10 protein-coding genes are annotated in these 11,674 nt (G+C 65.0%); 3 read left to right on the top strand and 7 right to left on the bottom strand.

The genetic code is table 11. The features are described from left to right. Positions 1 to 235 precede the first annotated feature (235 nt). The 4 genes from NKJ17_RS08375 to NKJ17_RS08360 are packed head-to-tail and all read right to left on the bottom strand — an operon-like array spanning position 236 to position 7,064. A complete protein-coding gene (locus NKJ17_RS08375) occupies positions 236 to 2,323 on the bottom strand; it encodes a hypothetical protein (RefSeq protein ID WP_352687917.1) in 2,088 nt (695 codons plus the stop codon). A gap of 3 nt (positions 2,324 to 2,326) precedes the next feature. Then, the gene (locus NKJ17_RS08370) at positions 2,327 to 5,149 is read right to left on the bottom strand and encodes a DUF4159 domain-containing protein (protein ID WP_352687915.1); all 2,823 of its coding nucleotides are present in this window, start codon (positions 5,147 to 5,149) and stop codon (positions 2,327 to 2,329) included. Further along, positions 5,146 to 6,060 (bottom strand): DUF58 domain-containing protein, encoded by a 915-nt coding sequence (locus tag NKJ17_RS08365; protein ID WP_352687913.1) that lies wholly within the window; start codon positions 6,058 to 6,060, stop codon positions 5,146 to 5,148. The genes NKJ17_RS08370 and NKJ17_RS08365 overlap by 4 nt, the downstream gene beginning before the upstream one ends. Further along, positions 6,060 to 7,064 (bottom strand): AAA family ATPase, encoded by a 1,005-nt coding sequence (locus tag NKJ17_RS08360; RefSeq protein ID WP_254819166.1) that lies wholly within the window; start codon positions 7,062 to 7,064, stop codon positions 6,060 to 6,062. Before NKJ17_RS08360 ends, NKJ17_RS08365 begins: the two co-directional genes overlap by 1 nt. 146 nt (positions 7,065 to 7,210) lie before the next feature. Here NKJ17_RS08360 and NKJ17_RS08355 point away from each other — a divergent pair, with 146 nt between their 5' ends. From NKJ17_RS08355 to NKJ17_RS08345, 3 genes are read left to right on the top strand one after another with little or no spacing between them, the layout of a single operon-like run. Beyond that, positions 7,211 to 7,840: a DUF1285 domain-containing protein gene (locus tag NKJ17_RS08355; RefSeq protein WP_352687911.1), complete on the top strand. Its 630-nt coding sequence runs from the start codon at positions 7,211 to 7,213 to the stop codon at positions 7,838 to 7,840. A gap of 13 nt (positions 7,841 to 7,853) precedes the next feature. Continuing rightward, positions 7,854 to 8,486, top strand: a complete 633-nt coding sequence (locus NKJ17_RS08350) for a CoA pyrophosphatase (protein WP_352687909.1) — start codon at positions 7,854 to 7,856, stop codon at positions 8,484 to 8,486. Next, entirely contained in the window at positions 8,483 to 9,751 is a 1,269-nt protein-coding gene (locus NKJ17_RS08345) for a CCA tRNA nucleotidyltransferase (protein WP_352687907.1), read from the top strand. Before NKJ17_RS08350 ends, NKJ17_RS08345 begins: the two co-directional genes overlap by 4 nt. 3 nt (positions 9,752 to 9,754) lie before the next feature. Here the strand turns inward: NKJ17_RS08345 and NKJ17_RS08340 are convergent, their stop codons facing one another. The 3 genes from NKJ17_RS08340 to hemF all read right to left on the bottom strand — a co-directional run bounded on the left by NKJ17_RS08340 (position 9,755) and on the right by hemF (position 11,639). Beyond that, on the bottom strand, positions 9,755 to 9,940 hold the full coding sequence (locus NKJ17_RS08340; RefSeq protein WP_023679490.1) for a DUF1059 domain-containing protein: 186 nt from the start codon (positions 9,938 to 9,940) through the stop codon (positions 9,755 to 9,757). Between the two features lie 266 nt (positions 9,941 to 10,206). Then, on the bottom strand, positions 10,207 to 10,467 hold the full coding sequence (locus tag NKJ17_RS08335; RefSeq protein ID WP_352687905.1) for a DUF1344 domain-containing protein: 261 nt from the start codon (positions 10,465 to 10,467) through the stop codon (positions 10,207 to 10,209). A gap of 257 nt (positions 10,468 to 10,724) precedes the next feature. Beyond that, positions 10,725 to 11,639 (bottom strand): oxygen-dependent coproporphyrinogen oxidase, encoded by a 915-nt coding sequence (gene hemF, locus NKJ17_RS08330; RefSeq protein ID WP_352508146.1) that lies wholly within the window; start codon positions 11,637 to 11,639, stop codon positions 10,725 to 10,727. Positions 11,640 to 11,674: the final 35 nt, after the last annotated feature.

Genomic DNA, 11,674 nt, shown 5'->3' with positions numbered 1-11,674 from the left:
GAAGGCCACCGCCCAGGTGACATTGGCGGCGATCGCCTTCAACATGCGCCGATGGGCCGCCATCACGGGATAGGTGCGCCCGCAGCGCGGCCGCCCGGGCCGAAACCGCCGCCGAAAGCCCAAACAAGGGGGCGGAGCTCACAAAGACGAGCGAAATCCCTGCGATCCCGCCCCATCCAAACATCCCCGGTTACTGCGCAACAGGCCCACAAGGGGAGAAGGAAGGACGGTGCCGCTACCGCCCTTCGCGGTACCACATAGAGCCCATCGCCAAAAGCAGCAGGCCGAGTCCGAGGAAGCCACCGAACAGCGGCACGCGCGAGACGGCCTTGAGCACGCTGTCGTCGGTGGTGCGCAGGCCGATCCAGTCATTGCCGGAAGCCGCTCCCGAGGAGCGGACTGGAACGATCGAGGGCAGCGTGACCATGCTGGTGAGATTGCCAAGTGCCGAGGCCGGCGCCAGCCGGCGAACGCTGCCGCCGGTTGCCTCAGCCGGTGGTTTCAGCCGGTTCTCGGTGGAGACCACATCGGTGAATTCCGGGGCGTTGACCGGCCCGACATGGGCCAATGCCGTCAGGTCGCCATTGCCGACCTGGTAGAGACCGATTTCGCTGGTCTCGACGCTGCCGAGGAAGACACCTGGTTCGGATTTCTCGAGCCTGACGATCAGTGCCTTGCCGGATGGCGTGATGACTTGCGCCGGGCCGGGGTCGTCGCTCATTGTCTGGCGGCGGATTTCCAGCACCATGCCGCGGCCGTCGGCGGTCAGCCGCTCTTCCTCGAGTTCGGGCTCCTTCATCAGCCAGTGGGCGATGCGCCGGTAGAGCTGGACGTGGGGGCCACCGCCCTCGAAGCCGCGCGCCCACAGCCAGCCCTGGTCGGACAGAAGCATGCCGACGCGGCCTTCGCCCTTGCGATCGAGCAGCAGCAGCGGCCGGTTGTCGGCGCCCTTCATCACCACCTCGCCCTCGGGGTTCTCGACCCCGACGGTGCGGAACCAGCGGCTCCAGTGCGGCGGCTCGGTCGCGGAGCCGTCGAGCCCGCGCGTTACCGGATGACGCTGGCCGGTATCGGTGAGGCGCGGATAGAAGGCCTTGTCGATGACCTCGCCGGTCGGCATTGCCGGCAGCGCCGATATCAGCGGCGTGCGGGCGATCGAGCTTTCGCCGGCATATTCGGGGCCTGCCGCGATCAGCAGCGCGCCGCCCTTTTCGACATATTCGGAGATATAGTCGTAATAGAGGATCGGCAGTACGTCGCGGTGCTGATAGCGGTCGAAGATGATCAGGTCGAAATCCTTGATCTTCTCAACAAACAGCTCGCGCGTCGGGAAGGCGATCAGCGACAATTCGTTGATCGGCGTGCCGTCCTGCTTTTCCGGCGGGCGCAGGATGGTGAAGTGCACGAGGTCCACCGAAGCGTCGGATTTCAGCAAATTGCGCCAGGTGCGCTCGCCCGCATGCGGTTCACCGGAAACGAGCAGTACCCGCAGATTTTCGCGAATACCGTCGATCAGCGCGATGGCGCGGTTGTTGGTGTCGGTGAGTTCGCCCGGCTCGTGGTTGATGGCGAGTTCGACAATGTTGCGCCCGGCGCTGGGAATGGTCACCTGCAGCGGCATCGCCTGGCCGATGTTGGCGTGCTCGACCGATACCTGCTCGCCATTGACCGATACGCGGACATCGACCGGGCCGGTGTCGTTGTTGGTGGCGATGACGCGATAGGTCATGTCGAGCGGCTTGCCGACGAGGCCGAAGCGCGGCGCATTCTCGAAGCGAATGCGACGGTCCTTTTCATGCTCGTTGCCGGTAATCAGCGCATGCAGCGGGGCATTGAAGTCGGGTGTGCCGGACGGCGCGTCATGCACCTCGCCATCGGTGATCATGATGGCGCCGCCGATGCGCGATGGCGGCACGTCGCGGAAAGCATTTTCGAGCGAGGAAAACAACCGCGTCTCGGTGCGCTCGTCGGCGGCTTCGGACTTGCCGGCTTCGACGACACGGACGTCGAACTGCTTGAAGCGGCCGAGACGCTGCTGAAGCCCGGCTAACGCCGCGTCGGTCTGCTTGGTGCGGTCGCCGATATCCTGGCTCTGGCTGCGGTCGACGACGACGGCGACGATGCTTTTCAGCGGCTCGCGCTCTTCGTCGAGGAACACCGGATTGAGCAGCGCCGCAGCCAGGGCAATCAGGGCTGCCAGGCGGAAAATCGCACCGCGCTGGCGAAACCAAAGGCCGGCCAGCGCCAGCAGCAGCAGCGGCACCAGGACCACTGCGAGCAGCGGCCAGGTGATGAGCGGTTCGAAGGAGAGCGACCAGTTCATAGTCTACTGCCCCAGCCGTTCGAGCAGCACCGGGACGTGCACCTGATCGGACTTGTAGTTGCCGGTCAGCATGTACATCATGATGTTGACGCCGGCGCGCAGCGCATAGATGCGCTGCATCGGATCCGAAGGCACCGTCGGCAATAGCGGGTCGCCATTCTCGTCGACCGCCCAGGCGCCGGCGAAATCATTCGCGGTGATCATGATTGGCGAAACGCCGTCGCCGGTGCGCACCGGGCGGTTCTCGGTGTTGCTGGCTTCGAGCGATGCCTCGACCCAAAGCGGGCTGCCGGCAAAACGGCCAGGAAACTCCGGAAGAATGTAGAAGGATTTGGTCAGCACGTGGTCCGACGGCACCGGTTCCAGCGGTGGCACGTTGAGGTTGCCGAGGATGTCGCGCAGCCGCTCCGTAGCCGGGCTGGTCGAATCCGCACCAATGCCATTGGCGAACTGGTCACGGGTGTCGAACAAGACCGTTCCGCCCTGCTGCATATAGGCGTCGATGCGGGCGATGGCGGCCTCGCTCGGCATCGGGGCCGAGGGATCGATCGGCCAGTAGATCAGCGGGTAGAAGGACAGTTCGTCCTTCGAGATGTCGACGCCGGCGGGTGCTCCGGGTTCGAGCGCGGTTTTTTCGATAAGAAAGCGGGTCAGCCCTTCGAGCCCGGCGCGGCTGATCGAATCGACACCCGGTTCGCCGGTCAGCACGTAGGCGATCCGGGTCTTTGAAATGTCCCCGATCGCCTCTGTATCTCCCGGTTTGGCGTCGTCGGCACGCGCGACGTCCGCGTGGCCAATCAAGGCGCAGAGCGCAATCAGCAGGACGGCTGCCGTCGCCGCAGCGCCGGCACGGCGCGGCCGGCGCGACAACAGGCCGCCCATCCAGAATACGGCAAGCGTGTCGAGCACCATCAGCACCAGGGCGGCCGTGACAAGCGGACCTTTGAGGTTGCGCTGCTCGTCGAAGGCATACTGGATAGTGGTGACCGGCACCGTGATTTCAGGCCGGGCCAGCGGCGTGAATGCGCTGTCGCCACCGAGCAGATTGTGAGCGAACACTCCCGTCTCCGAGCCGTAGAGGCCGGGCGGGTTTTCCAGCGTCACCGGCAGCGGGCCGGCGCCGGGCACCAGAGGCCTGGCATCCGGCGTCGGCGGCACCAGCGTGCCGTCGGCGGCGATCATGCGATAGGGTGCCAGCGACGTGGCGGCTGCCTCGGCATTGGCGACCGCCGAGCCCTGGTTGCGCGACAATTGCACGATGCGCCGCAGCATCTCGACGAAGCTGCCGGAGATCGGCAGATTGGACCACGTCGCCTCGGGGGTGACGTGGAACAGTACGAGGGTGCCCTTGTCCTTCTTCATCCCGGTCACCAGCGGCGTGCCGTCGGCAAGCGTGGCCCAGGTGCGCTCGACAATGTCGGGCGTCGGCTCGGCCAGCACCTGCCTAGTAACGGTGACCTCGGTTGGCGGCGCGAGGTCGGCGAAGGGACCGGTTTTCGGGAATTCGGTGACCGGCTGCGGCGCCGTCCATGACAGCGCGCCGCCAAGCGATCGCTCGCCGGTGCGCAGCCGGACCGGCAGCAGATCGTCGTCATTGCCGGCAGCGGCCAGCCGCGAACCGGCAAAACGCACCAGTGTGCCGCCCTTGTCGACCCAGTCGACCAGCCTCTGCCGCGCCTGTTCCGGAATGGTGCCGACATCCGCCATGACGATCATCGCCGGTTTCTGGTCGAGCAGTTGCGGAATGGCGTCGGCGAGATCGACGCTCGACGGCTCGACGAGATCGGCGAAGGGCTGCAGGGCGCGGCGGATGTAGTAGAGCGGCGACAGCAGCGGTTGCGCCTGATCGGCCTCGGACTGCGACAGCAACCCGACGCGGCGGCGTTTTGAGCTCTCATCGAGCACGCGGACGGCACCGGCCTGGCGCTCGCCATCGAGCGCGATGTAGGCGAAGTCGTTGCGCAGTTCGAACGGCACCGCCATCGTGCCGGTTGCGGTGGTTCCGCCCGGGGCAAAGGTAAGCGTCGCGTCGGCAATGCGGCGGCCCTTGTCGTCGAACGCGCCGGCCGTCACCTGTGCAGGTGCTGGGTCGCCCGGTGCGCGAATGGCGGTCAGTGCGAAGCCGTCGACCTGGTTGTCGGCGCCGGTCAGGCCGGTCAGCGACAGCCGGTCGGAAACGGCCCAGACAACACGTGCCGCGTTCTTTGACAACAACGTGTCAAAGGCGGCTTCGTCGCCTTGCGCCGCCAAGCCATCGGCGAGCACTGCGACGCTGGCGCCCGGCAGCGAGTTCAGGGCTGATGCGACGCGGGCGTAGACGGCGGGGCGGTCGGTCGGGATCGGCCGCGGCTTTGCCGCGCGCAGCCGGTCGAGCGCGGCAGCGGCATCGAAGGGACCGATCTCGGCATTCGGCTTCTCGGCGGTGAAAGCGATGAGCACCGGCACGCCGTTCGAATTGGCATCGGCGATCAGCCGCTCGGCGGTGGCGACCCGCTTGCCCCAGTCGGCGGCACTTGCCCAGTCATTGGCGATCACCAGCGCCAGGGCGGCGCCCTCGGCCGGCAGCTTTTCGCGCGGGTTGAAGACGGGTTCGGCAAGTGCTGCCACGACAAGCGCGGCCATTAGCAGCCTGAGCAGCGTCAGCCACCAAGGGCTCTGCTGCGGCGTTTCTTCGCGCCTCAACACGCGGGCGAGAATCCTGAGCGGCGGAAACACCTCGGTTTGCGGCCTGGGCGGGGTCAGCCGCAGAAGCCACCAGATCACCGGCAGCGCCAGCAGGCCCCACAGCACCATCGGCGCCCCGAAGGAGAGCGGCAGCCAACTCATGCGCGGGCCCTCCCGGCAAAGCTGCCCTCGGCGGTCATCGCCATATGGATGCGCACCAGCGCCTCGGAGGCAAGGCGATCGGTATGATTGACGGTAAAGCTCCAGCCAAGCCGTTTGCACCAGGCGGCCAGTTCCTGGCGGCGGGCGGCATAAAGCAGGCGATAGCCCTCGCCCAGCATTTCGGCACGGCCGGCGGTCAGCTTGTCGCCGGTCTCAGGATCGGTGAATTCGGTGCGCCCGGCATAGGGGAAGCTTTCCTCGGCCGGATCGGCGACCTCGATCAGGTGTGCGCGCACGCCGTGGCGGGCGAGCACGTCCAGCCAGGCCATGGTGTCCTCGACCGGGTCGAGGAAATCGCTGACGAGGACGATGTCGCAGAAGCGACGAATGCCGGACAGGTCGGGCTTTGCCGGCAGGTCGCCGGCGTGCATCAGTTGCGCCGCGATGCGCTCGGCGCCATTGCGGGCGGTGAACGGGTCGGTCAGGCCGGGCCAGGCAATGCGCTCGCCGCTGCGCGACAAAAGCTCGGCCATGGCCAGCGTCAGCACAAGGGCGCGCGATTCCTTGGAAACGCTGGCTCCGGTCGATTTGTAGAGCATGGAAGGCGAGGGGTCGGCCCACAGCCACACCGTGTGGGCGGCCTCCCATTCACGGTCGCGGACATAGGTGTGGTCGTCGCGGGCGGAACGGCGCCAGTCAATGCGCGAGGAATCGCCTTCGACATAGGGCCGGAACTGCCAGAAGTTCTCGCCGATGCCGCGCTTGCGGCGGCCATGCCAGCCGGCAATTACCGTGTTGACGATGCGGCGCGCCTCGACCAGCAGGTCCGGCACCAGAGAAGCCCGCAACCGGCCTCTGGCGAGCGCATCGCGCGTCGCTGCCGGTACCTGCGCTTCACCGATGCGCGCCATCAAATCCCTTTCGCGAGCTTCGCCACGACGTCGCGAACCGTGGTGCCCTCGGCGCGGGCGGCGAAGGTCAGCGCCATGCGGTGCTGCAGCACCGGCTCGGCCAGTGCGCGGACGTCGTCGACCGACGGCGCCAGCCGGCCGTCATAGAGGGCGCGGGCGCGGGTGCACAGCGTCAGCGCCTGACTGGCGCGCGGGCCTGGGCCCCAGGCGACGTGCTTGTCGGTATCGGCGTTGCCCTGGCCGGGACGCGCAGAGCGCACCAGCTTGAGGATCGCCTCGACGACGCTTTCCGGCACCGGCATGCGGCGGATGAGCGTCTGGATGTCCTTCAGCCGCGCCGGCTGCAGCACGTTTTCAGCCTTGGCATCCTCGATACCGGTGGTTTCCAGCAGGATGCGGCGCTCCGCCTCGATCTCGGGGTAGAGGATGTCGACCTGCATCAGGAAGCGGTCGAGCTGTGCCTCGGGCAGCGGATAGGTGCCTTCCTGCTCCAGCGGGTTCTGTGTCGCCAGAACATGGAACGGTGACGGCAAGTCGTGGCGCACGCCGGCAATGGTGACGTGGTATTCCTGCATCGACTGCAGCAGCGCCGACTGGGTACGCGGTGAGGCGCGGTTGATCTCGTCGGCCATCAGCAGTTGCGCGAAGATCGGCCCGGAAATGAAGCGGAACGAACGCTTGCCGAATTCATCCTGCTCCATCACCTCTGAGCCGAGAATGTCGGACGGCATCAGGTCGGGCGTGAACTGGATACGGCGTGAATCGAGGCCGAGCACGATGCCCAGCGTTTCGACCAGCTTGGTCTTGGCTAGGCCGGGCACGCCGACCAGCAGTGCATGGCCGCCGGCCAGCAATGCGACGAGCGTGCGCTCGACGACGCTTTCCTGGCCGAAGATGACCCGGCCGACGCCGTTGCGAACCCTCGAAATGTCGGCCAGCGCTTTCTCGGCCTGCGCCACCATGTCCTTTTCGCTGATCGGGCTTTCCTTGATCATCACGCTCATGCAGCATCGATCCTTCTGGTTGGAAATACCGCTTGGCACAGTGGGTGCCGCAGAATGCCGCGATTCGGCCTCGCAGGGCGCCTGTCTTTGAATTTAAATCACAGACTTAGGCTGACAAGCGGAACAACAGTGACTATTTCGTGACCATGACGGAAGCCGCAGACAATCGTGAAGAGAGCCTGACGGCCGCGACCGAGGCGCGCGGGCTGCAAGCGCTGGTCTCGCGCGCGACGCGCGCCGGCAAGGGGCCGGCGCCGGTGGAACGCTGGAATCCGGCGTTTTGCGGCGATCTCGACATGGAAATCAAGCAGGACGGCACCTGGTTCTATCTGGGAACGCCGATCGGCCGGATGCCGCTGGTGCAGCTTTTTTCCTCGGTGCTGCGTAAGGACGAGGACGGCAGGACCTACCTGGTGACGCCGGTGGAAAAGGTTGGCATCCGCGTCGCCGATGCGCCCTTCATTGCCGTCGAGATGGACGTGTCTGGCGCGGGCGACGGACAAATCATCACCTTTCGCACCAATGTCGGCGACGTGGTCGAGGCTGGGGTGGGACACCCGCTGCGCTTCGTCGATGAGGACGAGACAGGTGGCCTGAAGCCCTATGTGCTGGTGCGCGGGCGGCTGGAGGCGCTGGTGGCACGGCCGGTGATGTACGAGCTGGTCGAGCACGGCGAAGAGATCGACATCAGTGGCAAGACGATGTTTGCCGTCCGTTCCAAAGGCGAGGTCTATCCAATCATGCCGGCTGAGAAACTGAAACGGCTGAGCGCATGATGGACCGCCTATGATGGATCAGGTGACGCAGTTGGCGTTTTCCGCTGCCGAGTTTCGCCAGCGCGTCGCGGCGCAGCCGCTGGCGCATGCCGGCGACGATTTTGGCGACCACCGCTTCAATCCGGGCCATCCCAGGCTGAAGCTGGCCAAGGCGCTGCGCGATGCCGCCGTTCTGATCCCGGTGGTCGACCATGGCCATGAAGCCACGGTCCTTTTGACCAGGCGGGCGGAGAAGCTGCGCAACCATTCGGGGCAGGTTGCTTTCCCCGGTGGCACCGTCGATCCAACCGATGCGAGCCCGGAAGCGGCGGCGTTGCGCGAGACATTCGAGGAGATAGGTCTCGATAGGGATTACATCGAGATCATCGGCCGTCTGCCGGACTACGTTTCCGGCAGCGGCTATCGCATCGCCCCGGTGCTCGGGATTGTGCGGCCCGGTTTCAGCCTGACGCTGAATTCCGACGAAGTCGATGCTGTCTTCGAGGTGCCGCTGGGTTTTCTGATGGACCCCGCCAACCACACCAGAGACAGTCGCATGTGGAACGACCTCGAATGGTTCTTTTACGAGATGCCCTATGGCGGCCAGCGCATCTGGGGCGTCACTGCGGGCATCATCCGAACGCTCTATGAAAGGCTCTATTCGTGAGCAATCCGGTGTCGATTGCCGGCAAGGCCGGCTGGCTCGGCGAAAGCCACTTGCAGCGCCTGCTCGCCGCGCTCACCGACGGCGGCGAGGAGGCGCGTGTCGCCGGCGGTGCGGTGCGCAACGCGCTCATCGGCCAGCCGGTCGCCGACATCGACATCGCCACCACGACAGTGCCCGAGGAAACCATCCGGCGTGCCGAGGCGGCGGGCTTCAAGACGGTGCCGACCGGCATCAAGCATGGCACGGTCACCGCGGTCGCCCAGGGCAAGGCCTACGAGGTCACCACGCTGCGTGCCGATGTCGAAACCGACGGCCGGCGCGCCAAAGTGTCGTTCGGCCGCGACTGGAAAGCCGACGCTGAGCGGCGCGATTTCACCATCAATGCACTCTATGCCGAAGCCGATGGAACGGTCGTCGATCTGGTCGGCGGTATCGCCGATATCGAGGCGCGGCGGCTGCGCTTCATCGGCGATCCGGAAGCGCGTATCCGCGAGGATTATCTGCGCATCCTGCGTTTCTTCCGTTTCTTCGCCTGGTATGGCGACGGCAGGCCGGATGCCGAAGGGTTAAAGGCTTGCGCACGGCTGAAGCAGGGCCTCGACCAGCTCTCGGTCGAGCGCGTCTGGTGGGAATTGAAGAAATTGCTGTCGGCGCCGGATCCGTCGCGGGCGCTGCTGTGGATGCGCCAAGCCGGCGTTCTGACCGCCGTTTTGCCGGAAAGCGAGAAATGGGGCATCGATGCCATTCACGGGCTGACCAAGACGGAGAAGGACCTGGCCTGGGCGCCGGACCCGCTGCTCAGGCTGGAAGCCGTCGTGCCGCCGGATGCCGCGCGCATGAAGACGCTTGCCGAGAGATTGAGGCTTTCCGTGAGCGAGGCAAGCCGTCTGCGGAATTGGGCGATCACGGCTGCCGTCGATCCGAAAACGACCGAAGGAGAGTTGGCGAAAGGGCTTTATTTTGGCGACCGCCAAGGCTTTGTCGATCGGTTGCGGCTGTTGCTTGCTTCCGCTCGAGCCCGCGCAGTCGAAGACAGTGACGCACTGCTCGAAGCCGGCGGCTTCTCGCGCCTGCTTGCCTTCGCCGCGAAATGGCAGAACCCTGTTTTTCCGCTCAAGGGCGCCGATCTGACGACACTTGGCGCGTCACCGGGGCCAAAGCTTGGTGCAACGTTGAAGAACCTCGAAAAGGAATGGGTCGAGTCCGGTTTTGCGCTCGATCGCGGCGCGCTGCTCAAGCGCGCCGCAGAGGCACTCGAATCCTGACCGTCACGCCGCGTCGCGGACCTTTTCGATGCGCGAGCGGATCGCCTCGATCATCGTCTCGCGGATCACGGTCTCGCCATGCGTCTCGCGCAGATGCTCGACGGCACGGCGCATGACCTCAGCCTCCTCCTCGGCGCGTGTGTGCCACTCGCAGCCGGGTACGAGCGACCCGCAATGGAATTCCTTCATCGGCTTCTCCTCATCTCCTCCTTGGAGCACCGCGCACTGACACGGAAGCTCCCACCTTTGATTGCGCGATCCGGAAACCGCGTCCGGTATCCGGGCTACACGCTGGCCAGGTTAGCATAACACGATCGAATGGTTTTGGTTGCCTTAGAGTGCCGTGCGTCCAAGCCGACACGCGGTGATGGGGTTGCGAAAAGGCGGAGCATCGCTGCTCCGCCCTCTTACGCTACCTAGGAGTAAGACCTCGTCTTGCTCCAGCGGGCAGGACATCACTTCACGATCTTGACTGCCTCGGCAATTTTATCCTTGCCGCTCATATCCCACGTGACGCGGACCTTTTCGCCGACCTTCAGGCCAGGATCCTTGAAGGTCTGGGGCAACGTAAAGGTGGCTCCGTTATCCAGAACTAGGCTCATCGCCGTTCCATCAAAGCTTTTGATCGTGCCGGTGGTGTGCTTGGCCGCAGCGAATGCGGCAGTACCAGAGGCGAGAACGGTAGCAGCGGCTGCGGTCATAATAAGCTTGCGCATGGCATGCTCTCCTGGAAAATGTGGGCACCGCTTGGGAAAGGTGCCCCATTCAATGATGGGCCGTCCGGTCACGTCGGGTCGCGGCTCTCGGGAGTAAAGAACCGCCGGCGTTTCCCGGCCCCACGCGACAAATAGCCCAATCTTTACAATGGTATATTAGACGAAAAAGATATTTTTTGGCACGCCTTGCGCCACATTCGCCGTCAAATTCCGGGGATTTGGACCCGATTGCGGCTCACCTCGTGCTCGCCGAGATTTTACGGCCATTTCGCTTCTGGCGGCAGGCTGGACAGGATCGAGGCGACATTGCCGCCGGTCTTCAGCCCGAAGATGGTGCCGCGATCGTGAAGCAAGTTGAATTCGACATAACGGCCGCGGCGGATGAGCTGCTCGTCACGGTCGCCATCGGTCCAGTTGTCATTGAAGTTGGCGCGCACCAGATGCCCGTAGACGACGAGAAAAGATCGCCCGACGTCCTGGACGAAGTTGAAATCGGCGTCCCAGCCGCCTTTGTCCTCATCCGAATGCAGCCAATCGAAGAAGATACCGCCGGTACCGCGTGGCTCGTCGCGGTGCGGCAGGTAGAAGTACTCGTCGCACCAGGCTTTGAATTTCACGTAGTCGGCGGTCGCCGCGTTCTTCTCGCAGGCAAATTGCATCGCTCTGTGGAAGGCGATCGTGTCGGGGTCGTCCTGGCTGCGGCGGCGCTCAAGCACCGGTGTCAGGTCGGCGCCGCCGCCGAACCACTGGCGCGAGGTGACGACCATGCGCGTGTTCATATGCACGGCCGGCACGTTGGGGTTCCACGGATGGGCGATCAGCGAAATGCCGCTTGCCCAGAAGGACGGGTCCTCTTCGGCGCCCGGCATCTGCTTCCTGAATTCGGGCGAGAACTCGCCATGGACGGTCGAGGTGTGGACGCCAACCTTCTCGAAGACGCGGCCGTGCATCATCGACATGATGCCGCCGCCGCCCTTGCCGGCATCGCGTTGCCACGGCGTCTTTTCGAAGCGACCGGGCGACCAGCTGGCCTGCGGCCCCCGCAGGTCCTGCTCGATCTGCTCGAAGCTGGCGCAGATGCGCTCACGCAACGTCTCGAACCACAGCCGTGCCTTCGTCTTCTTCTGTTCGATGTCGGCTGGCAGCCCCGCCGGTATTTCGGGTCGTTGCAAATCCTGTCTCCGGTTGCGGGCGTACCCCGACAAAT

This window comes from Mesorhizobium sp. M0208 (assembly GCF_040322015.1).
Lineage (GTDB): Bacteria > Pseudomonadota > Alphaproteobacteria > Rhizobiales > Rhizobiaceae > Mesorhizobium.
The sequence above is the reverse complement of the archived record's forward strand: the minus strand, read 5'-3'. Positions and strand labels throughout refer to the sequence as shown.

What these genes read in the sequence shown, in the direction of transcription:
- NKJ17_RS08375 (WP_352687917.1), bottom strand. Translation starts at nt 2,323, where the DNA reads ATGAACTGGTCGCTCTCCTTCGAACCGCTCATCACCTGGCCGCTGCTC.
- NKJ17_RS08370 (WP_352687915.1), bottom strand. Translation starts at nt 5,149, where the DNA reads ATGAGTTGGCTGCCGCTCTCCTTCGGGGCGCCGATGGTGCTGTGGGGC.
- NKJ17_RS08365 (WP_352687913.1), bottom strand. Translation starts at nt 6,060, where the DNA reads ATGGCGCGCATCGGTGAAGCGCAGGTACCGGCAGCGACGCGCGATGCG.
- NKJ17_RS08360 (WP_254819166.1), bottom strand. Translation starts at nt 7,064, where the DNA reads ATGAGCGTGATGATCAAGGAAAGCCCGATCAGCGAAAAGGACATGGTG.
- NKJ17_RS08355 (WP_352687911.1), top strand. Translation starts at nt 7,211, where the DNA reads ATGACGGAAGCCGCAGACAATCGTGAAGAGAGCCTGACGGCCGCGACC.
- NKJ17_RS08350 (WP_352687909.1), top strand. Translation starts at nt 7,854, where the DNA reads ATGGATCAGGTGACGCAGTTGGCGTTTTCCGCTGCCGAGTTTCGCCAG.
- NKJ17_RS08340 (WP_023679490.1), bottom strand. Translation starts at nt 9,940, where the DNA reads ATGAAGGAATTCCATTGCGGGTCGCTCGTACCCGGCTGCGAGTGGCAC.
- NKJ17_RS08335 (WP_352687905.1), bottom strand. Translation starts at nt 10,467, where the DNA reads ATGCGCAAGCTTATTATGACCGCAGCCGCTGCTACCGTTCTCGCCTCT.